The following is a 25,055-nucleotide window of genomic DNA, read 5'->3' on the forward strand; positions in this document are numbered from 1 at the left end:
GGACTCTGGGTTCCCTATCGCGTCGCACGCGGTGCGCCGCTGCTTGAGGGGGTAGACAAAAAGAGAGGGGCGGCCCCGCTGGAGCCGCCCCGGAATGATCTAGCCTTGATCAGGTCGCAGGTGAAGCTAGCCGGCGGTGCGGGCGATGCGTTCGACTTCCTTGCGTACCTGGGCCTCGACGATGGCCGGCAGATTGGCGTCCAGCCATTCCTTCAGCAGCGGGCGCAGCAGCGAGCGCGCCAGTTCGTCGATGGTCGGGCCGGAGGGGAAGGATGCGTCCATGGGTTCGGGCTTCCTGAGGGACGAGGCGAGACCGGCGAAGGCCGAGGCGGCGCTGGCCGCAGCGGTGTCGCCGACGAGGGGATCATGGCTGTCGGTCGCGACGACGGCCGGAGCCGGCGCTTCGAAGACCGGCGCGCTGTAGACGGGCTCTTCGACCGGGAAGGCTTCCGGCTCGGGCTCGGACGCCGAAACGTCGAGGTCGCCGATGCTTTCGGCGGGAGCTTCGTAGGTGTCGGTCAGCTCCAGCACGTCCTCTTCGGACGAGACGGGCTCCTGGACCGACGGGGTCTCGTCCATCATGGCCGGCGACACGACCGCCTCGGCCACGACGGGCTCGGGCGCGGGCTCAGGCTCGACCGGCGCGGCGACGGCGGCCGGCGCAGCGGTTTCCGCCGGAGCGTCGTCCTCGGAAATGATCCGGCGGATCGACGCCAGGATTTCCTCCATCGTCGGTTCCTGGGCGGTCTGGTCGGTCATGGCGAATTCCCGAAGCGCACGGATGTGCACGGTCAAATCGAAATGTCAGCGGTTTTGGGCGGCCCCGTTCCGCATGAATGTCGTCGCATCTACGCCCGCCGGAATCAACGGGCGTTTTTCGCCTGACAGGCTAGCCGCCGGGGACGAACTCGCGCACCCGGCGATCCGCCTGTGATCAGTTGCGGGGCGCGGTCTGGATGACCTCGCTCTTCAGCTGGGCGTCGATCGGCGCGTCCGGCTGGTCCGTCGCCGGACGGATCGAGGGCGAGCCGAAGCGGTCGAAGGATTCGAGCACGCCGTCCCACGGCAGGCCGCCGCGGTTGCGCACGCGCTCGAAGTTGGCCGCCGGATCGTAGGGCGCGATGGTCGGATCGAGATCCTGGCCTTCCAGGCGGCCCATGGCGGACAGCAGGTTGGCCTGGGCGACGTATTCGTTGCGGCGGGCGCTGGCCAGGGTGACCTGGGCGTTGCGCAGCTCCAGCTCCTGGTTCAGCACGTCCAGGGTGGTGCGCAGGCCGACCTGGGCCTCCTGACGCACGCCCTCGGCGGCGACGGTGGCGGCGCGAACCGCTTCCTCGCCGGCCTGCATCGTGGCGCGGGCCGAGATCGACTGGGCGTAGGCCGAGCTGACGGCCTGCAGAGTGTTGCGGCGCTCCAGCTCGACGTTGATCTGGGCGGCGTTGGCGCGTTCCTGCGCCTGGGCGATGCGCGAGTTGGTCAGGCCGCCGGTGAACAGCGGCACCGACAGGGTCGCGCCGGCGCGGAACTGGGTGTTGTCCGAGATATTGACGAACTCATCCAGGGCGTCGACCGAGCCGCCGTACGAGGCGTTGATGCCCAGCGACGGCAGGAATTCGGCCTTGGCCTGGGCGACGGTCGCCTCAGCCGCGCGCTGGCTGTAGCCGGCCGAACGGATGCCCGGATTGTCGTTCATGGCGACGTCGACGGCGTTGTCGAAGTCGGACGGCACTCCCGGCAGCACCGGCATGGGGGCCAGATCGCCCGGCGCCTGGCCGACGACGGCGGCGTAGGCCGCGCGCGACACCGACAGCTGGGCCCGGGCGTTGGCCAGGTCGGCTTCCGACTGGGCCAGGCGGGCTTCCGACTGGGCGACGTCGGTGCGGGTGATCTCGCCGACCTCGAATCGGGCGGTCGCCTCTTCCAGCTGACGCTGCAGGACGGACAGGTTGGCTTCGCGGATGCGCAGGATCTCGCTGTCGCGCAGCACGTCGGCATAGGCCTGGATGACGGCGGCGAGCACGTTCTGCTCAAGATCGCGCAGGTTTTCGCGGCCGGCCATGATGTCGGCTTCCGCCGCCGTGATGCCGTGACCGATACGGCCGCCGCTCCACAGCGTCTGGTTCAGACCGATGCTGGCGCCGCCGCCGGTGTTGTCGGTGTCCGGCAGGACGTCGTTCCACGACTTCACGTATTCGCCGCTGACGGTGATATCCAGCTGCGGACGCAGGCCGGCGCGGGCCTGGACGATCGTCTCGTCCAGCGCGCGCTGGTTGGCGCGCTGGGCCAGCAGGGACGGATTGGTGCGGTAGGCCAGGGCCAGCGCTTCCTGCAGCGTCTCCGCCCAGGCGGGAGCCCCCACGCTCGAGATGATGGCGATGACGGCGACCGAGGCGAGCGCGCGCGAACTTTTCAGCATGGTTGTTCCTGCCTGGCGCGTGGGATGCGCGCCCCCTTTGTATCCCAAAGGCCTGATGCGGGACGGTTTACGCCCACGCCAGTTAAGTTTTTTTCACGCGGGTTGCACAGCCCCCACGGTAGGGAGCCCGCCACTAGAGGGCGAACGTGGGCTCCGGAGCCAGTTCCGCAAGCACCGGCGGGGCGGCGTCGAACAATTCCCGGCGCGATATGCCCTGTTCGCCACGCATGTAGAGAACGGCCTTGCCCGCCGGGCCGACGCGTTCGACGACCGCCAGACGGCCGCCGACGTTCAGGGCGTTGATCCATGCGTCCGGGCGGCCCGGCACGGCGGCTTCCGAAATGATCACGTCCCAGCCGGCGCCCGTCGGGGCGGACAGCGGGGCGACGACGGCGGTGACATGTTCTTCCGCCAGCACGGGACCAAGCACCTCGATCACAGCGGCGTCCGATTCCTGGGCGGTCGCATCCAGGCCCATGCGGCCCAGAACGGCGGCGGCGTAGGGTCCGGCGATGCCCAGGGCCGTCTCGCCCTGCTTCGCGCCCAGCGCCATCAGCAGCTTGGACAGATCGCGAGCCAGCATCAGGCGGCGGCCGCCGGCGATTTCCGGTTCGATCTCGGCATAGGCGGAGTAGGCGCGTTCGGCCGGCACGAAACGTTCGCGCGGCACGGCCAGAAGGGCCGCCTGAAGGGCGCGATCGGTGACGTCATTCACCCGAACCTGACTGTCGACCATGACCTTGCGCGCGGCGGCGTAATCCATCTGGGGGAATCCTGCTGAAATCTGGCGCGCTTATAGGTCTGTGCGTTGCGGCGGACAATCCGATCTGATAGCGAACCCGCCTCGCGATGGTGCGGCTGTTCAAAACAGCCCGATGGCCTGATGGCGGAGTGGTTACGCAGAGGACTGCAAATCCTTGCACCCGAGTTCGATTCTCGGTCAGGCCTCCATCGCGAGTTTTCATCCGACATCACCGAATCCGCCCTGCCGCTTGCGGCGGGGCGTCGGCGCGCGAGTCTGAAATCGGCAGTCAGACCGGCGCGGTGATCCAGCCGATGGCCCCGGCGGCGCTGACCGCCCCGGCCACGATACATACCGCCAGCGCGATGCGCGCATTGCGATGAATGAAGACGAAAACCCCGCCAAACATGACCCACACTCCCCGGACGGGGGACAGAGCGACATAGCTTTGCCGGTTCATCAAGGTGTAGAAATCGTTAATCGCGAACTGGTGATCGCTTTACGCTCCACGCGCGAAATGATGCAGGGCAATGGCCCCCGCAGTCGCCACATTGAGCGAATCGAAGCCGCCGGACATGCGGATGCCGACCGGCTCGCACGCCGCGATCAGCGAATCCGGCAGCCCCGGCCCCTCGGCGCCCAGCACGATGGCGACTCGCCCGCCCCGCGGCGCCTGGTCCAGGGTGACTCCCGCCGACGGCGTCATCGCCAGCCCCCGGAAGCCCGCCGCCTTCAGGCCCGAGACAGCCGCCATCGCTTCCAGACCTGTCGCCATGGGCGTTCGCAGCACCGCCCCGACCGAGACGCGGATGGCCTTGCGGTAGAAGGGATCGCAGCACTGCGCGTCCAGCAGCACCGCCCCGGCGCCGAAGGCCGCCGCATTGCGGAAGATGCCGCCCATGTTGTCGTGGTTGCCGATTCCACAGGCCAGCACGACGACGGCGTCGTCGCCCATCGCGGCCAGAAGGGCCTCCAGCGGCTGCGCCGGCGGCTTCTCGCCCAGCGCCAGGATGCCGCGATGCAGGTGGAAGCCCGCCACCGAATCCAGCACCCCCTGCCCCGCCACATGCACGGGCACGTCGTCCGGCAGGGATTCCAGCACCTCCGCCAGCCCCGCGACGCGATTCTCCGCCAGCAGCACCGAGCGCGGGCGGCACAGGGCGTGCGGCGACGCCAGCACGCGCAGCACCACCTCCCCTTCCGCCACGAACAGGCCCTGACGGCCCGTCAGGTCGCGTTCGCGGATATCGCGGAAGGCCGAGACGCGAGGGTCCAGCGGGTCGTCGATGCGGCTTATTTCCAAGTTCCGATAATTCCCGTTGCGTTGCGCAGATTCCCGCTGCTATAGCGCCCGCCTTCCCGAGAGGAAGTGTTCCGCGGTAGCTCAGTGGTAGAGCAGCCGACTGTTAATCGGCTGGTCGTAGGTTCGAATCCTACCCGCGGAGCCACTCTCTCCGGTCTGCCCCCTTCAGGGGCGTGAATATCTCCCCAACATTGCAGGTCATACGCGCCCCGCGAACGATTTCGCGCGCCTCGATCTCATGCGTCCTTCAGGTTGCTCGCTGCTCGCAAGCGTTGCAGTTCCCGCCGGCTCTACTACAACGAGGCGACCTGTAGTCCGTTCGAGTTCGTGATGCCTGACAAGTCGCTGCCGCGGCGGGCCCGTACCATGCTCGCTGCGATGAACGCCCTCCGCGCACTGGAGGGCGCCTCTCTCCAGACCGTCCGTGACTGGCTTCGATACAACGCCGTCTTTCCCGGCAACCTGCAGCCGGACGACACGGATATCCGCCACGCTCTTGCGATGCTGGCCCACGCGGGCCTCGTCCGGCTTGAAGGCGGCGACGGATATCTGGTCACCGCCGCAGTGCGCGACGCTCCCGATTCCCTGCCCCTGATGACCCGTGTGCTGCGGGCCCTCGACGGCGAGCGGCGCGGCCTTCTCAGCGCCGAGCGAACCTACAGCGCCATCCTTCAGGCCGCCCGTAGCGGAAGATTCCTCAGCTACGGCGACCTGGCCGCCGCCAATCGCGTCGCCTGGCCCAGGGTCCGGCGCGCCGTTCCCACGATGCTGGACCGGCTGGCCGTCCTGGCGCACGTGCGCGGCTGGCCGCTCATCACGTCCATCGTGGTGCGGAAGAAGGACCGGGCGACCGGGCATCTCAGCGAATCGAGCCTTCAGGGGCTGATCCGGGCCGCAGCGGCTGTCGGCCTGTCGCCCGGCGAGGATCACCAGGCCTTCCTCCGCCATCAACAGCAGGCCGTCTTCGCCTGGGCGGCCACGGCTCCCGATCGTCTGGGATTTCCCGAGCCTCTCGCGGATGAGCCGCTCTTCGATGTGCCGGCGCCGGCGCCGACCTCAGTCCGCGAACCGCCCGCCGTACCGATCCCGCTGCCCTACGGCATCTCCGACATCGTCGCCGACGGCTGCTTCCTCTCCGCCGGCGAGATCGACGAAGCCCTCGGACGCCTCCGGGCGAAGAAGAACCTGATCCTTCAAGGGCCGCCGGGCACCGGCAAGACGTGGCTGGCGAAACGTCTCGGCTACGCCCTGCTGGGCACGAGCGAGCCCGAGATCGTCCGGGCGCGCATGCGGGTCGTCCAATTCCACCCCTCGCTCGCCTACGAGGATTTCGTGCGCGGCTGGCGGCCGGTGAACGGCCGGCTGGAGCTGGCCGACGGCGTCTTCCTGCAGGCCATCGACGCCGCCCTGTCCGAGCCCGGCCCGTTCGTGCTGGTGATCGAGGAGATCAACCGCGGCAACCCGGCCCAGGTGCTCGGTGAAATGCTGACCTTGCTGGAGGACAGCAAGCGGACATCCGGAGAAGGTCTCGAACTGGCCTATCCGCGCGACAAGCCCGGCGGCGAGCGCGTCCATATCCCCGACAATCTCTACGTCATCGGCACCATGAACGTGGCCGACCGGTCTCTGGCGCTGGTCGATCTGGCGCTGCGGCGGCGCTTCGCCTTCGTCTCGCTGGAGCCCCGGCTCGGTCCCGCCTGGAAGGACTGGTCCGGCCGCCGCGCGGGTCTGCAACCGGCCGTCGCCGACCTGATCGAGACGCGTCTCGGCGCCCTGAACGACCTGATCGGCAAGGACCGGGCGCTGGGCCCGCAGTTCCGTGTCGGCCACAGCTACGTCACCCCGACCGCTCCGGTCGGTGAAGACGGCGGCCACGACTGGTTCCGGAGCGTCGTCCGGACGGAAATCATGCCGCTGCTGGAGGAGTACTGGTTCGACCAGCCCGACAAGGTCGAGGACGCGCGGGCCGCCCTCCTCCCGGAGCTCGCTTGAGCGTCGGCGAAGGGCGCATCGGCCGGATTCCCGTTCGGAACATCTGGCTGCTGTTCCTCTATGCATCGGATCTGGCCCGCTTCGGCGACCGGTTCGACGCAGCGCTGATCGAGGACGGCGCCGACCTGCCGTCGCTGGTCGCCCGCATTCTCGTCCACGCCGTGGAGCGCCGCCTGCGTCGAAGCCTCAGCACGGCCTATCGCCCGTGCCAGGCGGCCCTGACCCGTGTTCGCGGCCGCATCGATATCCTGCGGACGGATGCCAACCGACTGCTTGATCGCGGTCAGGTCGCCTGCCGCTTCGAGGAATTCACCGTCGACACGCCGCGCAACCGGCTGGTCCGCGCCGCCCTGGACGCCATTGCAGCGCGCGTGCGTGACCGTGACCTGTCGCGTCGCTGTCGGACCCTCGCCGCCGACCTCGACCGTACGGGCGTCAGCGCCCGCCGCCCGACCCCGGCCGAGCTCGCCGTCGACGTCATCAGCCGTAACGAGGCGGAGGACCGGTTGATGGTGGCCGCCGCCCGGCTGGCCCTTGACCTCGCCCTGCCGACCGAGGACAGCGGCTCCACCGCGCTGAACGCCGCCGAGCGCGACGAACGCGCCGCCCGCAAGCTGTTCGAGAAGGCCGTCGCCGGCTTCTACGCCGCCGAACTGCGGGCGAAGGACGGCTGGAAGGTCAACCGCGGCACGCACCTCGACTGGCAGATCGAGGACGCCACATCCGGCATGCGCGACATCCTGCCCGCCATGCGCTGCGACGTCGTGCTGGACAATGCGACGGCCGGCCGTCGCCTGGTCATCGACACGAAATTCACGCACATCCTGACGTCCGGCTGGCATCGGGCGCGGTCGGTGCGGTCGAACTATCTGTACCAGATCTACGCCTACCTCCGGTCCCAGGCCGGACGGCATCCGCTGGCGGATCGCGCCGAGGGCCTGCTGCTGCACCCCGCCGTCGACGCCGCGGTGGACGAGGAGGTGGTCATCCAGGGCCACCGCATCCGCTTCGCCACCGTCGACCTGGCGGCGAAGGACCCGGGCGAAATCCGCAAGCGACTGCTCGACCTCGCGCTCCGCCCCGACCTCGCTCCGGCCTGAGCAGAAAAAAAGCCCGACGCGAGCGCCGGGCTAAAGAAGTTCGGTGATGGTGGGTGTCCCCGAAAAGGAAGACAAACCTCCGATGAAGCGAATTGGTTAATCGGTCGTAAATTACGCAGCCGGGGCGGCGTCGGGCAACCAGGTCCATTGCCGGGCGCCGGCCGAGCCGACCCAGCCCACGCGCCAGCCTGCGCCGGCGCGCTCGACCTGCAGGTCGGGGCCGGGCGATCCCGGACCGGGCCACACGAATTCGCGACCGGCGACGCGGATGGCCTCGCCGGGCCCGGCCGAGCCCAGCATCAGGCTCCAGCGGCCTTCTCCGTCCGTCTCGACCGGCATCGATTCCCCGGCCACGGCGATCTCGATCCGGCCACCGGTGGTCCGCACCTGGCCCGAGGCCAGCAGCGAGCGGTCGTCGCTGTCGACGGCCCCCAGCATCGGCGCCGCATCCAGGCGGCGGGTCGGGCCGCCGGCGCGCAGCACGGCGATCGGCCCGGCGCCGCCCGCCACGATCAGCAGCCGGTCCGGCGACGGCGCCGCGTCCTGACCCATCTGGATCTCGGGCCGCAGCAGCAGGGCGCCCTGGGGCGCGGCCATGCGAATCTCGAACTTGCCGTCGGGGTCTGCCACGGCGGCGTAGGCCACGCCCTCGTCGTTGCGCAGCACCACGCGCGCGCCCGGTTCGGCGGTCCCGGTGAAGATCAGGCTGGCCTGGGCGCGGCGGACCGAGGCGATCATCGGCGGCCGCTTCCAGCCGTTGGCCGATTCGGCCTCCCGGGCCTCGCGCGGACGGGGCGACGAACAGCCGGACAGGCCGAGCGCCATGGCTGCGGCAAGGATCGCCGCCCGTCCGAACATGCCCCGTTTCATCCCGCCTCTCCGACCGCTAGGACTACACAACCAGATAGCGCGCGAATGCGCCTGCTGTCTCCCACCCATCCCGAGGCTTCATGTCCATCTCCATCCAGCCGTTCGACGGCAAGTCCGTCTGCCTCTTCTGCGGCTCCTCCGACCGGTCCGACCCCGCCTACACCGTCGCCGCCCGCGCGTTCGGGACGCAGACGGCCGAGGCGGGCTGGCGCCTGGTCTACGGCGGCGGCGGCGTGGGCCTGATGGGCGCCTCGGCGCGGGCGGCGCACGAGGCCGGCGGGCGGGTGCTGGGCGTCATGCCGGGCTTCCTGCGCAGCCGCGAGCGCCTGTTCGACGAGGTCGAGACCCTGGTCGTCACCTCGATGCACGAGCGCAAGACGATCATGTACGACCAGTCCGACGCATTCGTCGTCGCGCCGGGCGGCGTCGGCACCCTGGAAGAGGTCATCGAGGTGCTGTCGTGGAAGCGGCTGGACCTGCACCACAAGCCGGTGATCTTCCTCAATATCAACGGCTTCTGGGACACCCTTCTGGCCGTGCTGGAGCACAGCATCGCCGAGGGCATGACCCCGGCGAGCTTCCGTGAGGCGTGGTCCGTGGCCAACACGGTCGAGGAAGCGATCGAGGCGATGCAGGGGGCGGACGATCTGCCTCACTTGCAACATGATCGTCGATAAGTAATCGTCGATCAGTCGCGTTACTGCGTTTCGTTTAGCAACGCGCCTTGACAGTTTCGAATAACAACGCACACTGAAGGCGACGGGGCGTAGAGACGCCCTGCCCTCACCGGAGATCCTCCCCATGCGCGCCCTGCTCATCGCCGCGGCCCTTCTCGTCGCCGCCCCCGCTGTCGCCCAGACGTCCGCCTCGAGCGCCGTCCTGGTCGACGCCGGCCGCGCTCCCGCCGGCCGCACCATCATCGACGGCGCCAACTGGACCTGCGCCGGCACGACCTGCACCGCCAACGGCGGCGCCAACCAGACCGCAACCCGCGCCTGCCGCCGCGTCGTGGCCAAGTTCGGCGCAGTCTCGGCCTTCACCTACAAGGGCGTGGCCCTGTCGGCCGAAGAAGTCGCCGCCTGCAACGCCTGATCCGGCAAGCGCATCGCTGAATACGAAAAGGCCGCCCTTCGCGAGAGGGGCGGCCTTTTTGCTGTCCGATGCAGAGGGGCGCGCGGCTCTCAGGCCGTCTCGCCCTGCAGGCGCTTCACGATGCGTTCGCGGCCGATCATCGGCGCGATGGTCGCCATGTCCGGGCCGTGCGACTGGCCGGTCAGGATCAGGCGCAGCGGCATGAACAGCCCCTTGCCCTTGGCGCCGGTCGCTTCCTTCACGGCGTTGGTCCAGGTCGGCCACAGGGTCTCGTCGACCGTCTCCGGCAGCACCGCCAGGGCGGCGGCGGCGAAGGCCGGATCCTCGACGACCGGCGTCACCGGACCGCGCACGATGTTCGCCAGTTCAACCACATCGGCGAATTTCTGCAGGTTCGGGCGGATGGCGTTCCAGAAGTCCTCGCCCAGATCGGCGTCCAGCTCGGCCAGACGCGGCTGGGCGACCTTGTGGTCCATGGCGTGCAGCGCCTGGGCGTTCAGACGGTCCAGGTCGGCGGTGTCGTAGCGCGCCGGCGAGCGGCCCATCTTGGAGAAGGCGAAGCTGTCGCCCAGCGCCTGCACCGAGGCGCCGACTTCCAGCGGATCCGAGGTGCCGATGCGGCCCAGATGGCTGGTGATGGCGATCGGCTCATAGCCCAGCTCGCGCATCTCCTGGATCGACAGCGAGCCCAGACGCTTGGACAGGGCCGAACCATCCTCGCCGACCAGCAGCGGCATGTGGGCGAAGGCGGGCACCGGGCCGCCCAGGGCCTCGAAAATCTCGATCTGCGCGCCGGTGTTGGTGACGTGGTCCTCGCCGCGGATCACGTGGGTGATGTCCATCTCGATGTCATCGACGACCGACGGCAGGGTGTAGAGGAACAGGCCGTCCTCGCGGATCAGCACCGGGTCCGACATCGAGGCCGTATCGACCTCGGCGTGGCCGCGGGCCATGTCTTCCCAGGCGACGCGCTTGCCGTCCAGCTTGAAGCGCCAGTGCGGGCGACGGCCCTCGGCTTCATAGGCGGCCTTTTCGGCGTCGGTCAGATCCAGGGCGGCGCGGTCGTAGACCGGCGGCAGGCCGCGCGACAGCTGCACCTTGCGGCGGCGATCCAGCTCTTCCGAGGTCTCATAGCAGGCGTACAGGCGACCGGCGGCCTTCAGGCGCTCGGCGGCGGCCTCATAGCGGTCGAAGCGCTTCGACTGGTTGTGGCGTTCATCCCAGTACATGCCCAGCCAGGCCAGATCGGTTTCGATGCCCTGCTCGAACTCGGCGGTCGAACGCGCCAGGTCGGTGTCGTCGATGCGCAGGACGAACTTGCCGCCCTGGCCTTTGGCGAACATCCAGTTCACCAGGGCGGTGCGGACGTTGCCGACGTGCAGCTTACCCGTCGGCGACGGGGCGAAACGGACCTTGACGGACATGAACTTCAGCGGACCTCGTGTGGGAGGCGGCTAGGTCGCGCTCCAGCGCCGCCAAGTCAAGGCGAGGCGTCCGGACCGAACAGCCGGTTCATGCCCAGGCGATAGGCGTCCGGCGCGTTCGCGGCATGGGTGCCGCCCTCCAGACTGTAGATGTCCAGCCGCCAGGGCTTGTCCGTGCGAGGCTCCCATGCGGCCTGCCAGCGCCCGATCGCCTCCAGCCGGTCGGGCCGGTCGCGGGTTCCGCTGACCACCACCAGGCCCAGGTCGGTCCGGCTGGCCGCCGCCGACTCCAGCAGCGGCTCCATGCCGACGATCAGCGACGGATTGCTGGCGATGCGCCCCCGGAACAGGTCCGGATCGCTGACGGCCGAATACAGCACGAAGGCGCCGCCCAGCGACTGGCCGAACAGCACGCGCTGCGCCGGATCGGACCGGTAGCGCCGTTCGATCTCGGGCAACAGCTCGGTCTTCAGGAAGGCCTGAAAGGCCGGCGCCCCGGCGGGGCTTCCGTTGTGGGGCACGGTCGCGAAGTCGATGTTGCGCCTGTTCACCGACGGATCGAACCCGCCATAGGCGATGCCGACCACGATCGCCTCGGGCAGGCGGTCGTCATAGGTCAGGAACAGGTGATTGGCCGCCAGGATCGGGAACAGCGAGTCCCCGTCCGTCAGATAGACGGTCGGATAGAGCCGCGCCGCCGAAGGATCGTAGCCCTCCGGATAGCGGACATAGATGTGATACGGCCGCCCCGTCTCGACGGAGTCGAACCGGAAATAGTCCCCGCGCAGCGCTGGAAGGTGATCCAGCGGCGTTACGGCCTCGGCGATGGGTCGATTGGCCGGGATCGCGGCGCACCCCACGGCTCCGCTGATAGCCGCAAGCAGGCAAAGCGCGGTCGCGATCCGCATCGTCCCCCCGGTTCTGGACCGCCCTTTCGGGCGGTCAGTCGTCGCGGTGAACCCGTTCCCGACGCTCGTGGCGTTCCTGGGCTTCCACCGACAGCGTCGCCGTCGGGCGGGCCTCAAGACGGCCGAGCGTGATCGGTTCGCCGGTTTCCTCGCAGTAGCCGTACGATCCGTCCTCGATACGGCGCAGCGCTTCGTCGATCTTGGAGATCAGCTTGCGCTGGCGGTCGCGGGTGCGGAGCTCCAGCGCCCGGTCGGATTCGGACGATGCCCGGTCGACCAGATCCGGATGATTTTCCGTCTCGGCCTTCAGGTTGATCACCGTGCCCTTGGACTCGCGAAGGATGTCGTCCTTCCAGTCCAGCAGCTTGGCCTTGAAGTAGGCCAGTTGCCGCTCGTTCATGAACGGCTCGTCGTCGGTCGGCCGATACTGGACCGGTTCGACAACTGCAGACGCTAATGCGTTCATCATCGCACTCACGCTCTCAATCAGCGCCCCCCTGTGGCGCACTGTGCGTATAGGGACGACGAAGAGTCGCAGCAACAACGCTCGCGCGAGCGTGACCAGCTAAGGTTCAACGATCACTGTGACCGTGACATTTCTTCATCACCCGACACCCCGGCGACGGGTTTTTGCGAACGATTTCGTCGATTTATGCTGCATTGCGGCGAAGATCGGCCTTCGCCAGCTCAACCGCGGCGCGCAGATCGATCTGGTTCAGCACGCTGGTCAGGCCCGGATCGGCGTCTTCGGGCCGCTCCTCGCGCAGGGTGCGCGACAGGCGCTCCAGCGCGCCCTCCCCGGCCTCGCCTGACAGCAGGGCCAGTTTCAGTTCGTCCAGACGGTCCAGCAGACAGCCGCCCCGACGGATGGCCCGGCGGCGACGCTCGGTCGCGTCCTCCACCCCTTGCAGGGCCATGAGCGCGCCGACATCCGCCACGCCCGAGACGGACGCGGCCGAGGCCGTGGCGCTCGCCGAGGACCCGGCGCTCGCTCCCGGAACGGAAAAGCCGCCTGCGGCGCGGGCAGGACGCGAGGTCTGCGGCGCGGAGGGGCCGGAGGGACCGGTGACCTTCATGCGGAACGACTCCAGGACATGTCGGACCATCGCTTCCGGCGAGTCACCGTTTGGTTAACGGCCCGGCAGATTCTGCCTCCGGCGCCGGGCGCCAGGAACGGCCATTCGTTGTAATTCCTCATTGTTTTCTCTGGCACAAGGTTAGCATCAGGCGGTCCGACAACTGTTTGCGGACGTACGACCGATGCAGAAACTGCTGGCCACCCTCCTGACCGCCGCCGCCCTGGCCGGATTCGCCGCGCCGGCGATGGCCCAGTCGCGGATCAAGGACATCGCCTCCGTCGAGGGCGTCCGCACCAACCAGCTGGTCGGCTACGGCCTCGTGGTCGGCCTCAACGGCACCGGCGACAGCCTGCGCAACTGCCCCTTCACCCGGCAATCGCTGGAAGGCATGACCGAGCGCCTCGGCGTCAACATCCGCGGCTCGAACGCCAACTCCAAGAACATGGCCGCCATCATGGTGACGGCCGAGCTGCCGCCCTTCGCCACCCCCGGCTCGCGCATCGATGTCAGCGTCTCGTCCATGTGCGACGCCAAGAGCCTGCTGGGCGGCACCCTGCTGGTCACCAGCCTCCAGGGCGCGGACGGTCAGGTCTATGCGGTGGCCCAGGGCTCCATCCAGACCGGCGCCGTCTCGGCCTCCGGTTCGTCGGGCTCCTCGGTGACGCGCGGCGTGCCGACCGCCGGCCGCATCGCCTCGGGCGCCACGGTCGAACGCGAGACCGGCTTCGAACTCGCCAATATGACGGAGGTGCGGCTGACGCTGCGCAATCCGGACTTCACCACGGCCCAGCGCGTCGCCGGCGCCATCAACCAGGTCTATCCGAACACCGCCCTGGCCGAGAACGGCACCGTCATCGCCCTGCGCTCGCCCGGCAACATGGGCATGGCCGGCTTCATCAGTCAGGTCGAGAACCTGTCGGTCGCGGTCGACGCCCCGGCCAAGGTCATCATCGACGAGGTCAACGGCGTCATCGTCATGGGCGACGCCGTCCGCGTCTCCACCGTCGCCATCGCCCACGGCAATCTGACCGTCTCGGTCCAGGAAACCCCGCAGGTCAGCCAGCCCGAGCCGTTCAGCCGCGGCGGCGAGACCGTGGTCGTCCCCCAATCGACCGTCGCGGTCGAGGAAGAGCGCGGCGTCGAGATGCGCATCCTCGGCGGCGGGACCTCGCTGTCCACCCTCGTCAACGGCCTGAACGCCCTCGGCGTCAGCCCGCGCGACATGATCAGCATCCTGCAGGCCATCAAGGCCGCGGGCGCCCTCCAGGCCGACATCGAGGTGATGTGAGCATGACCGACCTGACCGTCTCCCCCCTGACCCAGCCCATCGCTCCCAAGCCGGCGGAAACCGCCCGCATGCGCGAGACCGCCAACGCCTTCGAAGCCTCCTTCCTCAGCCAGATGCTGAAGCCGATGTTCGAGGGTCTGCAGACCGACGGCATGTTCGGCGGAGGCGAGGCCGAGGGCCAGTGGCGCAGCTTCATGATCGACGCCATGGCGAAGCAGACCGTGAAGGCCGGCGGCATCGGCCTGGCCGATCAGGTCGTCGCCCAGATGCTGAAGATGCAGGAGATGGGTCAGTGACCGACGCCGCCGTTCTCAACGCCACCGCCCGCGTGCGTCAGCTGATCGACTTGACCGACCGCCTCACCGCCCGCCTGGTCGAGGAGGCCGCGGCGTTCGAGAGCCACCGTCCGCAGGACGTGGCCGCAACCCTCGCCGCGACCCAGGATCTGGCCAACGCCTATCGCCGCGAGTCGGCCCGGGTGAAGGCCGATCCGGCCTCGATCGCCCCTGCCCCGCTCGCTGAACGCAATGCCCTGATCAAGGCGACCGAGACCTTCGAGGGCATCCTGACGCGTCACTCGCGCGCGATCGAGGCCGCCCGCGTGGTCTCCGAAGGCCTGGTCCGCACCATCGCCGAGGAAGTCGCCGGCCAGCGCGTCAGCCCCTCGGCCTACGGCGCCTCCGGCCGCGCCAACGCCGGCGACAGCCGCGCGGTCACCTTCAACCGTATGGCGTAAGCTTGACCATTACGCGTTAAGGCTGCGCTTACCCCCCGACCGCGATAGTCCAATTATGAGTATGAAGTCCCGCCTGCTTGGAATGGCGTTCGCATCCGCCGACGTTCTCCTCGAACTCGACGGGGAGCGCGTGACCTTCGCGCTCGGCGCGGGACCGGTCCCCGGCGTCGACCCCGGCGCGGCCTGGGCGGGGCAGCCCCTCGACACCATCCTCGATCCCGCCTGTCAGAACGCCGTCGCGAGCCAGCTTCGCAAGCTCAAGCCCGGCGTCCGCTCTGAACCGGTCGGCATTCGCGTCCTCACCGGCGATGGTCGCGCCCGCAAGGCCATCATCCGCGCCTTCGCCCTGCCCGAACTGGCTCCTTTCATCTCCTGCGCCCTCGTGTGGGACGGCCCGCCGGTCCAGGCCGAAACGCCGAAGCCGATCCTCGACGCCCGCGGCCTGCTGCAGCGCCTCGGCTCGATCCTCAGCCAGGGCGGCACCGGCCCTGAACTGGCCGTCGACTTCCTCGAGATCCCTGGCCTCGGCGCCGCCGACGAGGCCCACCGCCGCGCCGGCGCGCGCATCGAGGCCAGCCTGCAGGCCCGCTCGCACCAGGGCGCCAGCGCCGCCCGCCTGGCCCCCGACCGCTTCGCCCTGGTGCGCGACTCCGCCGACATCTCCGACCTCGCCGAGGCCATCCGCACCGCCGGCGTCGCCGAGGGCCTCAACCTGTCGGCCATCACCAGCCGCGGCGAGCTGGGCAAGGCGGAAGCCGCCGTCGCCGTCCGCACCCTCCGCTTCGCGCTGGAGGACTGCCTCAAGGACGGGGCCGAGGCCGGGTCCCGCTTCGGCGAGCGCCTGAAGCGCACCGTCCAGGACGCCGACCGCTTCCGCGGCATCGTCCGCGAGCGCCAGTTCTCCCTCGCCTGGCAGCCCATCCTCGCGCTCGACAGCCGCGCCGTGCATCATTTCGAAGCCCTGGCCCGCTTCGGCGGCGCCGCCCAGGCTCCCACCGGCCCCATCTCCATGGCCGAAGAGCTGGGCCTGATCGAAAGCTTCGACCTCGCCGTCGCCGAAAAGGCCCTGCTGCAACTCCGCCAGCCCGGCTTCGGCCTGACGAAGGCCGCGGTGAACGTGTCGGCCGTGTCCCTGACCGGTGACGGCTATGTTCAGGGCCTGCTGCGCATGACCTCGGCCTACCCGGACATGCGCAAGCGCCTGATGGTCGAGATCACCGAGACCTCCGAACTCGCCGACCTCGACGCCGCCAACCGCCGGGTGAAGGCGCTGCGCGACGCGGGCATCAAGGTCTGTCTCGACGACTTCGGCGTCGGCGCCGCCTCGCTGGACTATCTGCGCAAGCTGCAGATCGACATCGTCAAGATTGACGGCGCCTTCGTCCGCGATATCGAGACCGATGCGAAGGTCCGCACCCTCGCCGGGCACCTGGTCGACCTGTGCCGCGAACTGAAGATCGAGACCGTCGCCGAAATGGTCGAGACCGAAGGCCAGGCCGAGGCGGTCAAGGCGCTGGGCGTCGACTACGGCCAGGGCTGGCTGTTCGGCCGCCCGACGCCCACCCCCGCCCTCTCCGCGCCGGCGGCGGTCGGCAAGCGCGTCGGCGAGGTCGTCGGCTGGGGCTAGGCCAGTTCGATCCGCCGTTCGACGCCGATCGCCTCCAGGAAGTCCGCGTCGTGGCTGACCACCACCAGCGCTCCGTCATAGGCCCGCAACGCCGCCTCCACCGCGGCGATAGAGTCGAGGTCCAGATGGTTGGTCGGCTCGTCCAGGATCAGCAACTGCGGCGGCCGCGCCCCCGTCATCACGCACGCCAGCGCCGCCCTCAGCCGCTCGCCGCCTGACAGCGTCCCCGCCAGCCGCTGCGCCGCCGTATTGCGGAACAGGAACCGCGCCAGGGCCGCGTGCGCATCATTGGCCGTCGCCTCCGGATTGATCCGCCGGTACGCCTCGACCAGGGTCTCGTCCGGCCGCAACAGCGCCGCCTCCTGATCCAGCAGGGCCGCCGCGACCGGCCGCTCGACCCGGCCTGACGTCGCCGCCAGGTCTCCCACCGCCAGGTTCAGCAGCGTCGACTTGCCGGACCCGTTCGCCCCCGTCACCGCCACCCGCTCCGGCCCGGTCACCCGCAGCGAGACCGGACCGACGATCCGCCGCCCGTCCGGCGCGTCCCACGCCCCCTCGTCCAGCACCAGCACCGTCTTGCCCGCCGCCAGCCCCGTCGACGGCATGGGAATATCCAGAGCCCGCACCCGCTCGACCCGTTCGCGGGCGGCGTCCAGGTCGGCTTCCGCCTCGGCCGCGCGCTTCTCCGCCAGCCGGTTCTCGCGCGCACCGCTGTTCTCCGCGCGCTCGGCCATGGCTCCCAGCAGGATCTTCGGCTCCGACTTCTTCGCCGCGAACGCCCGCCCGGCCTTGTCGCGCCGCGCCTTCTTCTCGACGGCCTTCTGGCCTTCACGAGCCACCCGAGCCGCTTCGCGCCCGGCGACGTCCAGATCGCGCTCCGCCGCGGTCCGTTCGGCGGTCTTGCGCTCGGCGTACAGGTCGTAGTTGCCACCGTAGGTCGCCGCGCCCAGGCTCGACAGCTCGACGATCCGGTCCATCCGCCGCAGCAGTTCCCGGTCATGGCTGACAACCACCACGCCGCCAGGCCAACGGCCCAGCACCTCGGCGACCAGCGCCCGTCCCTCACGATCCAGATGATTGGTCGGCTCGTCCAGCAGCAGCAGATCAGGCGGATCCAGCAACAGCCCAGCCAGCCGCAGCCGCGTCTGCTCCCCGCCGCTCAGCGAAGCCACTTCGCGTCCCGGCTCCAGGTCCGCCAGGCCCACGGCCTCCAGCGCCTCGGCCATCCGGGCCTCCAGCGTCCAGTCGGCCTCCGCCAGATCGTCCTCGCCGCCTTCGCCGGCCAGAACCCGCGCGATCACCGCCAGCGGCCCGGTCACGCCCAGCGCGTCCGCAACCGTCTCGCCGGGCGCCGGCTCGCGCCTCTGCTCCAGCCACGCCACGGAGCCGGCACGCGCCACGACGCCGTCAGCCGGTTCGGCCAGACCCGCGATCAACCGCAGCAGCGTGGTCTTGCCCACGCCGTTGCGGCCCACCAGGCCGGTGCGCTCACGCCCGAAGGCGACGCTCAGATTGTCGAAAAGGCTTTGTCCGTCAGGCGTTCGGGCCGCGACGTGATCGAGCGTCACGAATGCGGACGGGGACGGGCTTCGGCTTGGGTTGGGTGAGGACATAGGCGAACACGAGCAGCGGAACGGAAAGGGCGAGACCGATTTCCAGGGCGCTGATCATGATCGTGAACCTCAACTCTCAACTGGCGAAGACGAGAGGATGGGTGCGGCGCCGCAAACGCGCAAGCTCTTTCCGCCAACGTGTCGGTGACAAATCCGTCAGGAGGCTGTTGATCGGCAACTGACGGGCTGCTGCCACCCTGTGGCAGCAGACTGGCGGTCCCGGCCTCCAGTTCCTATAATGTTCTTGCTGAACTTCCCGAACCACTCCCCATATAGCGCTGTCGCGCCGGACCCCTCCCCGGCCCCACCGCGTTCCCGGACTCCATGACCGAAAAGCATAACTTCATCCGCGTGCGCGGCGCGCGCGAGCACAATCTCAAGGGCGTCGATCTCGACATCCCGCGTGAGCAGCTTGTGGTCATGACCGGTCTGTCGGGCTCGGGCAAAAGCTCGCTCGCCTTCGACACCATCTACGCCGAGGGCCAGCGTCGCTATGTCGAGAGCCTGAGCGCCTACGCCCGCCAGTTCCTGGAGCTGATGGGCAAGCCGGACGTGGACCTGATCGAGGGCCTCTCGCCGGCCATCTCGATCGAACAGAAGACCACCTCGAAGAACCCGCGCTCGACCGTCGGCACGGTGACCGAGATCCACGACTACATGCGCCTGCTGTGGGCCCGCGTCGGCGTGCCCTATTCGCCGGCCACCGGCCTGCCGATCGAGAGCCAGACCATCTCCATGATGGTCGACAAACTGATCGCCCTGCCCGACGGCGAACGCCTGCTGCTGCTGGCCCCCGTCGTTCGCGGCCGCAAGGGCGAGTACAAGAAGGAGATCGCCGAGTGGCAGCGCTCGGGCTTCCAGCGCCTGAAGATCGACGGCGAGTTCTACGCCATCGAGGACGCGCCGACGCTCGACAAGAAGTTCAAGCACGACATCGACATCGTCGTGGACCGCATCGTCACCAAGGAAGGGCTTGAGGGCCGCTACGCCGACAGCCTGCAGACCGCGCTCGGCCTGGCCGACGGCATCGCCGTGGCCGAATGGGCCAATGTCGCCGAGGGCGAGAAGGAGCCGCGCCGGATCACCTTCTCCGAAAAGTTCGCCTGCCCGGTCTCCGGCTTCACCATCAGCGAGATCGAGCCGCGGCTGTTCTCGTTCAACAACCCGTTCGGCGCCTGTCCGGTGTGCGACGGCCTGGGCGTCAAGCTGGCATTCGACGCCGACCTGGTCATCCCTGATCGCGACAAGACCCTGCACAAGGGCGCGGTCGCGCCGTGGTCGCGCGGTCCCTCGCCGCTCTACACCCAGACCCTGCAGTCGCTCAGCCGCCATTTCGGCTTCTCGATGGACGTGGCCTGGCGCGACCTGCCCGAGAAGGCGCAGACCGTCATCCTGCACGGCTCCGGCGGCGAGAAGGTCAAGTTCACCTACGACGACAACGCCCGCACCTATGAGACCTCCAAGGCCTTCGAGGGCGTGCTGCCGAACCTCGAGCGCCGCTGGCGCGAGACCGACAGCGCCTGGGTCCGCGAGGAGCTGGGCCGCTTCCAGTCCGAGACTCCGTGCGAGGCCTGCGGCGGCAAGCGCCTGAAGCCCGAGGCCCTGGCGGTCAAGATCGCCGCCACGGACATCGCCGAAGTGTCGTGGCTGTCGATCAAACACGCCCACGAGTGGTTCACCGCTCTCGGCGACAAGCTGACCGACAAGCAGCTGGAGATCGGCCGGCGGATCCTGAAGGAGATCACCGACCGCCTGCGCTTCCTCAACAACGTCGGCCTCGACTATCTCAGCCTGTCGCGCTCCTCCGGCACCCTGTCCGGCGGCGAGAGCCAGCGCATCCGCCTGGCGTCGCAGATCGGCTCGGGCCTGACCGGCGTTCTGTACGTTCTGGACGAGCCGTCGATCGGCCTGCACCAGCGCGACAACTCCCGCCTGCTGGAAAGCCTGCGCGGCCTGCGCGACCTCGGCAACTCGGTCCTCGTGGTCGAGCATGACGAGGAGGCGATCATGACCGCCGACTACGTCATCGACATGGGCCCGGCCGCCGGCATCCATGGCGGCGAGGTCTGCGCCCAGGGCACGCCCGCCGACGTCATGGCCAATCCCAACTCGCTGACCGGCAAATACCTGACCGGCGAGCGCGAGATCGAACTGCCGACCGACGGCCGCCGTCCGGTCGACCGCAAGCGCATGCTGAAGATCAGCGGCGCGACCGGCAACAATCTGAAGAACGTTACCGGCGAGATTCCGGCCGGCCTGTTCACCTGCATCACCGGCGTGTCCGGCGGCGGCAAATCGACCTTCACCATCGAGACCCTCTACAAGGCCGCCGCGCGCCGTCTGCACAACGCGTCCGACGCCCCCGCTTCCTTCGACCGCATCGAGGGGCTGGAGATGTTCGACAAGGTCATCGACATCGACCAGTCGCCCATCGGCCGCACCCCGCGATCGAACCCGGCCACCTACACCGGCGCCTTCGGCCCGATCCGCGACTGGTACGCCGGCCTGCCGGAGTCCAAGGCCCGTGGCTACGGCCCCGGCCGCTTCTCGTTCAATGTGAAGGGCGGCCGCTGCGAGGCCTGCCAGGGCGACGGCCTGATCAAGATCGAGATGCACTTCCTGCCGGACGTCTACGTCACCTGCGACGTCTGCAAGGGCAAACGCTACAACCGCGAGACGCTGGAGATCGTGTTCAAGGGCAAGTCGATCTCCGACGTGCTGGACATGACCGTCGAGGAGGCCGGCACCTTCTTCAAGGCCGTGCCCTCGATCCGGGACAAGATGCTGACCCTGAACCGCGTCGGCCTCGGCTACGTCAAGGTCGGCCAGTCCGCGACGACGCTCTCGGGCGGCGAGGCCCAGCGGGTCAAGCTGTCCAAGGAGCTGTCCAAGCGCGCCACCGGCAAGACGCTCTACATCCTCGACGAGCCGACGACCGGCCTGCATTTCGAGGACACGCGCAAGCTGCTGGAGGTGCTCCAGGAGCTGGTCGAGAGCGGCAACACCATCGTGGTCATCGAGCACAATCTCGACGTCATCAAAGTCGCCGACTACCTGCTCGACTTCGGCCCCGAGGGCGGTGACGGCGGCGGCGAAATCGTCGCGGTCGGCACGCCGGAAGAGGTGGCGAAGAACCCGAACAGCTGGACCGGAAAATACCTCAAGGAGGTGCTCGACCGGCACGAGTCCCGCCGCAAGGCACGGATAGCGGACCTCAAGAAGCGCGCCTGAGGAGCGCGGGCCCTCGCGGACCCGCCTCCCGTCAGGCCGTCGGCGTTTCCGGGCCGAGGCCCTTGATGTCGCGATAGGCCGCGGCGAACGGCGCATACAACACGCCGACCGTCAGGGCCGAGACCACGGCGTCCGCGATGGCGCCGACCACGACCCACGGATTGGTCAGGTCGAAGGCGCGCATCATCATCTCGGCGTCCGTTCCGGTCGTGCCCGACCAGCTGCCCAGCCCCGACGCCATGCTCAGGGGCATCCTGATGATCATCGACAGGAAGCCGATCACCAGCACCATGATGCCGGCGATTAAGGCCATGCCGAACAGCGGCCAGAACCTGCCCCTGGTCACGGCGAAGGAGTCGAAGAAGGCGAACCGGTTCTCGGCCACCGTGATCGGCACCGCCAGGCTCAGGCGCACCGACAGCCAGATCAGCAGGGCCACCGCGCCCAGGCCGGCCGCGAGCACCAGCAGCCACATCCAGCCCGCGCCGAGGCCGGCGGCCAGGCCGGCGAACACGCCGACGGCGGCGAAGGCGCACATGGAGACCAGACCCATGAACAGCGCCAGCACCAGGGTCACGACGAACACGCGGACCTCATCCATGCCGAAGCGAAGATAGCCGAAGCCCTTCGCGCGCGGATTGAGCACGCCCCGCGCGATGGCAGCGGTCAGCATCGCCGACACCACCAGGGACACGGGAATCAGCCAGAGCATCCGGTTCATCACCTCGGCATAGCCCTGGAAGAACGGGGCGAAGTCCGCGGAGGTGGTCGGCGGCGATGATTCGAACGCCTTCATGGACTCGGTCAGGGCCATAAGCGGCCCCGCGCTGCGCGACATGATGTAGACGCTGGCCAGGCTCAGGACGGTATAGAGCAGCGTCCAGGCGACCAGCGCCATCGGGTTGCGCCGGACGAGGCGAAAGCCTTCGAACGCCGCGTCAGTTGCCGAAAACGCCATCTATTCCTCCTGAAACCGGTCGTGAGCCTAAACAGTCGGCTCAGGCAGGTGAACCCACCTCGTCGTGGACGGGAACCGGCTCCGGATCCGGCTTCGGCGCGCTGCTGTCGGCGAGCTGGCGGCAGGCCGATGCGAAGGGCGCGATGCTGAGCGTCAGCACGATCCCGTAGAACAGCGACACGACCACGCCCGCGATGGCGAACCAGTACCAGTTCGCCGCCATCCAGCTCGCGACCTCCGGCAGAGCGTCGTCGCCGCTATGGATCCACGACCAGTCGGCGCTCGCCGCAACACCGGTGAACACGCCCACACCGATCAGCACCACGACCAGCTCGATGGCGAGGATGATCAGGCCAATCAGGATCATCATCCCGAACAGCGGCCAGGACTTGCCGGCGGCCAGTTTCCAGCCCTCGGCGAAGGCGAAGTCGCGACGCAGCACGCTGGCGGGCGCGATCATGCTGACCCGCGCCATGCCCCAGAAGAGGGCGACCATGAAGGCCAGGATCATGATCACTGCGCCCAGGACCATCAGACCCTGGTCGACCGACCACAGCGCGAAGCCGACGGCCATACCGAGAAGCACGGCCACGATCATCACGGCGTACAGACCGACCATGATGGCCAGGCCCACGACGGCGACCCGCAACTCGTCCATGCCGATCCGCAGCGCGAAGAAGCTCTTCTCCTTCGGACGCAGCACGGCGCGCATGATCGCGGTGTAGACGACGGCCATGGCCAGCAGCTGCCCGATGTTGAGCAGCATCGACGCCAGCTGCACCTGCATCATCTGGGCCATCATGGCCTGGGACGCCGCGGCCTCGGCCTCGGCGCCGGTCGCGCCTTCGGGCATCGCGGCCATCATCGCCGCCATCGCCGGGAACATCAGCGCCATGCTGGCGTAGGTCGGCGCGAGGATCAGCAGACCCCACACGAACACCGACAACGGCCGCTCGCGGACCAGTGCGAATGCGTCGCCGATCGACGCGCCGATGGAAAATCGTTTCATAAGCCCCTCCTCATCCCCACCGCGAAGCTAGCCCGGATCATCGCGCCCCGCTAGAAGCCGCGCATGACGACCTCCCCCTCCCCCATTCATGTCATCGGCGGCGGCCTCGCCGGCTCCGAAGCCGCCTGGCAGATCGCCAACGCCGGCGTGCCCGTCATCCTGCACGAGATGCGCGGCGTGCCCGGGATCAAGACCGACGCCCACCACACCGACGGCCTGGCCGAGCTGGTCTGCTCCAACTCGTTCCGCTCGGACGACTGGGAGTACAACGCCGTCGGCCTGCTGCACGCCGAGATGCGCGCCCTCGACTCCATCATCATGAGCTGCGGCGACGCCAATCAGGTGCCCGCCGGCGGCGCCCTGGCCGTCGACCGTGACGGCTTCTCCCAGGCCGTGACCGCGAAGCTGGAAGCCCATCCGCTGGTCACCATCGTGCGCGAGGAGATCGCCGGTCTGCCGCCCGAGGAGTGGGACAACGTCATCGTCGCCACCGGCCCGCTGACCTCGCCCGCCCTGGCCGACGCCATCCTGAAGACGACCGGCGAGGAGAGCCTCAGCTTCTTCGACGCCATCGCCCCCATCGTCCACGCCGACTCCATCGACTTCGACATCGCCTGGCGCCAGTCGCGCTACGACAAGGAAGGCCCGGGCGGCGACGCCGCCGCCTACGTCAACTGCCCGATGGACAAGGCCCAGTACGACGCCTTCATCGACGCCCTGCTCGAAGGCCCCAAGGCCGAGTTCAAGGACTGGGAGAACGTCCCCTATTTCGACGGCTGCCTGCCCATCGAGGTCATGGCCGAACGCGGTCGCGAGACCCTGCGCCACGGCCCGATGAAGCCCGTCGGCCTGACCAATCCGCGCAACCCGACGGTCAAGGCGCACGCCATCGTACAGCTGCGCCAGGACAACGCCCTGGGCACCCTGTTCAACCTCGTCGGCTTCCAGACCAAGCTGAAGCACGGGGCCCAGGCCGAAACCTTCCGCATGATCCCGGGCTTGCAGGACGCCCAGTTCGCCCGCCTCGGCGGCCTGCACCGCAACACCTTCCTGAACAGCCCGAAGCTGCTGGACCGCCAGCTGCGCCTCAAGGCCATGCCACGCCTGCGCTTCGCCGGCCAGGTCACGGGCGTCGAGGGCTATGTCGAGTCCGCCGCCATGGGCCTGCTGACCGGCCGCCTCGCCGCCGCCCAGGCGCTGGGCCGCGACCTCGCCCCGCCGCCGCCCGAAACGGCCATGGGCGCCCTGGTCGAGCACATCACCGGCGGCCACCTGGAAGGCTCGAAATTCCAGCCGATGAACATCAACTACGGCCTGCTGCCGCCGCTCGAGGCGCCGAAGGTCGACGAGGACGGCAAGCGCATCAATCCGAAGGACCGCGGCCGCGCCAGGAAGCGGCTCATGAGCATCCGCGGCCTCGCCGCGCTCAAGGCCTGGCGGGACGCGGCGTAATGGCTGAAGAGACCGAACTCGACCGCCTCAAGGCCCGGCGCGTGACCATGCTCTACCGTCTCGACCTGATCGCGAAGGGCGCCCAGCTGTCCTACGAGGACGGCACGCCCGTCGACATGGCGTCCGAGAAGGCCCGGCTCGAGGACGAGGTCGGCCGCCTCGACCGCCGCATCGAGGCGCTGGAGCGCACCGTCCACTGATGCGGCCGACCGGCA

At 68.9% G+C, this 25,055-nt stretch carries 24 protein-coding genes and 2 tRNA genes; 13 read left to right on the forward strand and 13 right to left on the reverse strand.

Annotated features, from left to right (window positions below; all coding sequences use genetic code 11):
- Positions 1-126: 126 nt before the first annotated feature.
- The 3 genes from GGR12_RS09535 to GGR12_RS09545 form a co-directional block, all read right to left on the reverse strand.
- Positions 127-759 carry a DUF2497 domain-containing protein gene (locus tag GGR12_RS09535; protein WP_183204175.1) on the reverse strand — a complete coding sequence of 211 codons (633 nt, stop codon included), beginning with the start codon at positions 757-759 and terminating at the stop codon, positions 127-129.
- A gap of 175 nt (positions 760-934) precedes the next feature.
- Complete coding sequence (locus GGR12_RS09540; protein WP_183204176.1) at positions 935-2,416, reverse strand: TolC family outer membrane protein; 1,482 nt, start codon at positions 2,414-2,416, stop codon at positions 935-937.
- 133 nt (positions 2,417-2,549) lie between these two features.
- Positions 2,550-3,179 (reverse strand): protein-L-isoaspartate O-methyltransferase family protein, encoded by a 630-nt coding sequence (locus GGR12_RS09545; RefSeq protein WP_183204177.1) that lies wholly within the window; start codon positions 3,177-3,179, stop codon positions 2,550-2,552.
- Between the two features lie 114 nt (positions 3,180-3,293).
- On the opposite strand from GGR12_RS09545, the gene GGR12_RS09550 reads away from it, so the two are divergent.
- A tRNA-Cys gene (locus GGR12_RS09550) sits at positions 3,294-3,367 on the forward strand.
- 290 nt (positions 3,368-3,657) lie between these two features.
- Here the strand turns inward: GGR12_RS09550 and GGR12_RS09555 are convergent.
- Positions 3,658-4,461: a TrmH family RNA methyltransferase gene (locus tag GGR12_RS09555; RefSeq protein ID WP_183204178.1), complete on the reverse strand. Its 804-nt coding sequence runs from the start codon at positions 4,459-4,461 to the stop codon at positions 3,658-3,660.
- A gap of 70 nt (positions 4,462-4,531) precedes the next feature.
- Here GGR12_RS09555 and GGR12_RS09560 point away from each other — a divergent pair.
- The 3 genes from GGR12_RS09560 (at position 4,532) to mcrC (ending at position 7,553) form a co-directional block, all read left to right on the forward strand.
- A tRNA-Asn gene (locus GGR12_RS09560) sits at positions 4,532-4,606 on the forward strand.
- 185 nt (positions 4,607-4,791) lie between these two features.
- A complete protein-coding gene (locus GGR12_RS09565; protein WP_183204179.1) occupies positions 4,792-6,453 on the forward strand; it encodes an McrB family protein in 1,662 nt (553 codons plus the stop codon).
- Positions 6,450-7,553 (forward strand): 5-methylcytosine-specific restriction endonuclease system specificity protein McrC, encoded by a 1,104-nt coding sequence (gene mcrC, locus GGR12_RS09570; RefSeq protein ID WP_183204180.1) that lies wholly within the window; start codon positions 6,450-6,452, stop codon positions 7,551-7,553. The genes GGR12_RS09565 and mcrC overlap by 4 nt, the downstream gene beginning before the upstream one ends.
- 111 nt (positions 7,554-7,664) lie before the next feature.
- Here mcrC and GGR12_RS09575 read toward each other — a convergent pair whose 3' ends face one another.
- Entirely contained in the window at positions 7,665-8,423 is a 759-nt protein-coding gene (locus tag GGR12_RS09575) for an Ig-like domain-containing protein (protein WP_183204181.1), read from the reverse strand.
- Between the two features lie 80 nt (positions 8,424-8,503).
- Between GGR12_RS09575 and GGR12_RS09580 the strand changes: the two genes are divergently transcribed.
- Together GGR12_RS09580 and GGR12_RS09585 are read left to right on the forward strand one after the other, a co-directional pair.
- A complete protein-coding gene (locus GGR12_RS09580) occupies positions 8,504-9,100 on the forward strand; it encodes an LOG family protein (RefSeq protein WP_183204182.1) in 597 nt (198 codons plus the stop codon).
- Between the two features lie 124 nt (positions 9,101-9,224).
- Positions 9,225-9,515, forward strand: coding sequence for a DUF8200 family protein (locus GGR12_RS09585; protein WP_183204183.1), 291 nt, complete (start codon positions 9,225-9,227; stop codon positions 9,513-9,515).
- A gap of 89 nt (positions 9,516-9,604) precedes the next feature.
- Here GGR12_RS09585 and gltX read toward each other — a convergent pair whose 3' ends face one another.
- The 4 genes from gltX to GGR12_RS09605 all read right to left on the reverse strand — a co-directional run bounded on the left by gltX (position 9,605) and on the right by GGR12_RS09605 (position 12,953).
- Positions 9,605-10,939: a glutamate--tRNA ligase gene (gene gltX / locus GGR12_RS09590; RefSeq protein ID WP_183204184.1), complete on the reverse strand. Its 1,335-nt coding sequence runs from the start codon at positions 10,937-10,939 to the stop codon at positions 9,605-9,607.
- 56 nt (positions 10,940-10,995) lie between these two features.
- Complete coding sequence (locus GGR12_RS09595; protein ID WP_183204185.1) at positions 10,996-11,847, reverse strand: alpha/beta hydrolase; 852 nt, start codon at positions 11,845-11,847, stop codon at positions 10,996-10,998.
- Positions 11,848-11,881: 34 nt separating this feature from the next.
- Positions 11,882-12,313 carry an RNA polymerase-binding protein DksA gene (gene dksA, locus GGR12_RS09600; RefSeq protein WP_183204186.1) on the reverse strand — a complete coding sequence of 144 codons (432 nt, stop codon included), beginning with the start codon at positions 12,311-12,313 and terminating at the stop codon, positions 11,882-11,884.
- 184 nt (positions 12,314-12,497) lie between these two features.
- Positions 12,498-12,953 (reverse strand): flagellar assembly protein FliX, encoded by a 456-nt coding sequence (locus tag GGR12_RS09605; protein ID WP_246328835.1) that lies wholly within the window; start codon positions 12,951-12,953, stop codon positions 12,498-12,500.
- Positions 12,954-13,107: 154 nt separating this feature from the next.
- On the opposite strand from GGR12_RS09605, the gene GGR12_RS09610 reads away from it, so the two are divergent.
- From GGR12_RS09610 to GGR12_RS09625, 4 genes are read left to right on the forward strand one after another with little or no spacing between them, the layout of a single operon-like run.
- Positions 13,108-14,214 carry a flagellar basal body P-ring protein FlgI gene (locus GGR12_RS09610; RefSeq protein WP_183204187.1) on the forward strand — a complete coding sequence of 369 codons (1,107 nt, stop codon included), beginning with the start codon at positions 13,108-13,110 and terminating at the stop codon, positions 14,212-14,214.
- Positions 14,215-14,216: 2 nt separating this feature from the next.
- Complete coding sequence (locus GGR12_RS09615) at positions 14,217-14,510, forward strand: rod-binding protein (RefSeq protein WP_183204188.1); 294 nt, start codon at positions 14,217-14,219, stop codon at positions 14,508-14,510.
- A complete protein-coding gene (locus tag GGR12_RS09620; RefSeq protein WP_183204189.1) occupies positions 14,507-14,950 on the forward strand; it encodes a flagellar basal-body protein FlbY in 444 nt (147 codons plus the stop codon). Before GGR12_RS09615 ends, GGR12_RS09620 begins: the two co-directional genes overlap by 4 nt.
- A 55-nt stretch (positions 14,951-15,005) precedes the next feature.
- Positions 15,006-16,577 (forward strand): EAL domain-containing protein, encoded by a 1,572-nt coding sequence (locus GGR12_RS09625; protein ID WP_183204190.1) that lies wholly within the window; start codon positions 15,006-15,008, stop codon positions 16,575-16,577.
- Here the strand turns inward: GGR12_RS09625 and GGR12_RS09630 are convergent.
- Entirely contained in the window at positions 16,574-18,145 is a 1,572-nt protein-coding gene (locus tag GGR12_RS09630; RefSeq protein WP_343053194.1) for an ABC-F family ATP-binding cassette domain-containing protein, read from the reverse strand. The genes GGR12_RS09625 and GGR12_RS09630 overlap by 4 nt on opposite strands.
- A complete protein-coding gene (locus tag GGR12_RS16595; RefSeq protein WP_246328836.1) occupies positions 18,111-18,248 on the reverse strand; it encodes a hypothetical protein in 138 nt (45 codons plus the stop codon). Before GGR12_RS16595 ends, GGR12_RS09630 begins: the two co-directional genes overlap by 35 nt.
- 266 nt (positions 18,249-18,514) lie before the next feature.
- Here GGR12_RS16595 and uvrA point away from each other — a divergent pair, with 266 nt between their 5' ends.
- Positions 18,515-21,421 carry an excinuclease ABC subunit UvrA gene (gene uvrA / locus GGR12_RS09635; protein ID WP_183204192.1) on the forward strand — a complete coding sequence of 969 codons (2,907 nt, stop codon included), beginning with the start codon at positions 18,515-18,517 and terminating at the stop codon, positions 21,419-21,421.
- Between the two features lie 31 nt (positions 21,422-21,452).
- Here uvrA and GGR12_RS09640 read toward each other — a convergent pair whose 3' ends face one another.
- Both GGR12_RS09640 and GGR12_RS09645 read right to left on the reverse strand, forming a co-directional pair.
- Entirely contained in the window at positions 21,453-22,379 is a 927-nt protein-coding gene (locus tag GGR12_RS09640) for a hypothetical protein (RefSeq protein WP_183204193.1), read from the reverse strand.
- 40 nt (positions 22,380-22,419) lie between these two features.
- Positions 22,420-23,388 (reverse strand): hypothetical protein, encoded by a 969-nt coding sequence (locus GGR12_RS09645; RefSeq protein WP_183204194.1) that lies wholly within the window; start codon positions 23,386-23,388, stop codon positions 22,420-22,422.
- Positions 23,389-23,451: 63 nt separating this feature from the next.
- Between GGR12_RS09645 and trmFO the strand changes: the two genes are divergently transcribed.
- Positions 23,452-24,840, forward strand: coding sequence for a methylenetetrahydrofolate--tRNA-(uracil(54)-C(5))-methyltransferase (FADH(2)-oxidizing) TrmFO (trmFO, locus tag GGR12_RS09650; protein WP_183204195.1), 1,389 nt, complete (start codon positions 23,452-23,454; stop codon positions 24,838-24,840).
- Positions 24,840-25,040, forward strand: coding sequence for a hypothetical protein (locus GGR12_RS09655; RefSeq protein WP_183204196.1), 201 nt, complete (start codon positions 24,840-24,842; stop codon positions 25,038-25,040). The genes trmFO and GGR12_RS09655 overlap by 1 nt, the downstream gene beginning before the upstream one ends.
- Positions 25,041-25,055: the final 15 nt, after the last annotated feature.

Source organism: Brevundimonas lenta (genome assembly GCF_014196335.1).
Lineage (GTDB): Bacteria > Pseudomonadota > Alphaproteobacteria > Caulobacterales > Caulobacteraceae > Brevundimonas > Brevundimonas lenta.

Coding starts and splice junctions, on each gene's coding strand:
- uvrA (WP_183204192.1), top strand. CDS start 18,515: ATGACCGAAAAGCATAACTTCATCCGCGTGCGCGGCGCGCGCGAGCAC.
- GGR12_RS09535 (WP_183204175.1), bottom strand. CDS start 759: ATGACCGACCAGACCGCCCAGGAACCGACGATGGAGGAAATCCTGGCG.
- GGR12_RS09575 (WP_183204181.1), bottom strand. CDS start 8,423: ATGAAACGGGGCATGTTCGGACGGGCGGCGATCCTTGCCGCAGCCATG.
- GGR12_RS09605 (WP_246328835.1), bottom strand. CDS start 12,953: ATGGTCCGACATGTCCTGGAGTCGTTCCGCATGAAGGTCACCGGTCCC.
- GGR12_RS09615 (WP_183204188.1), top strand. CDS start 14,217: ATGACCGACCTGACCGTCTCCCCCCTGACCCAGCCCATCGCTCCCAAG.
- GGR12_RS09610 (WP_183204187.1), top strand. CDS start 13,108: ATGCAGAAACTGCTGGCCACCCTCCTGACCGCCGCCGCCCTGGCCGGA.
- GGR12_RS09565 (WP_183204179.1), top strand. CDS start 4,792: ATGCCTGACAAGTCGCTGCCGCGGCGGGCCCGTACCATGCTCGCTGCG.
- GGR12_RS09540 (WP_183204176.1), bottom strand. CDS start 2,416: ATGCTGAAAAGTTCGCGCGCGCTCGCCTCGGTCGCCGTCATCGCCATC.
- dksA (WP_183204186.1), bottom strand. CDS start 12,313: ATGAACGCATTAGCGTCTGCAGTTGTCGAACCGGTCCAGTATCGGCCG.
- GGR12_RS09655 (WP_183204196.1), top strand. CDS start 24,840: ATGGCTGAAGAGACCGAACTCGACCGCCTCAAGGCCCGGCGCGTGACC.
- GGR12_RS09545 (WP_183204177.1), bottom strand. CDS start 3,179: ATGGATTACGCCGCCGCGCGCAAGGTCATGGTCGACAGTCAGGTTCGG.
- gltX (WP_183204184.1), bottom strand. CDS start 10,939: ATGTCCGTCAAGGTCCGTTTCGCCCCGTCGCCGACGGGTAAGCTGCAC.
- GGR12_RS09645 (WP_183204194.1), bottom strand. CDS start 23,388: ATGAAACGATTTTCCATCGGCGCGTCGATCGGCGACGCATTCGCACTG.
- GGR12_RS16595 (WP_246328836.1), bottom strand. CDS start 18,248: ATGATCAGCGCCCTGGAAATCGGTCTCGCCCTTTCCGTTCCGCTGCTC.
- GGR12_RS09585 (WP_183204183.1), top strand. CDS start 9,225: ATGCGCGCCCTGCTCATCGCCGCGGCCCTTCTCGTCGCCGCCCCCGCT.
- GGR12_RS09625 (WP_183204190.1), top strand. CDS start 15,006: ATGAGTATGAAGTCCCGCCTGCTTGGAATGGCGTTCGCATCCGCCGAC.
- trmFO (WP_183204195.1), top strand. CDS start 23,452: ATGACGACCTCCCCCTCCCCCATTCATGTCATCGGCGGCGGCCTCGCC.
- GGR12_RS09595 (WP_183204185.1), bottom strand. CDS start 11,847: ATGCGGATCGCGACCGCGCTTTGCCTGCTTGCGGCTATCAGCGGAGCC.
- GGR12_RS09640 (WP_183204193.1), bottom strand. CDS start 22,379: ATGGCGTTTTCGGCAACTGACGCGGCGTTCGAAGGCTTTCGCCTCGTC.
- GGR12_RS09580 (WP_183204182.1), top strand. CDS start 8,504: ATGTCCATCTCCATCCAGCCGTTCGACGGCAAGTCCGTCTGCCTCTTC.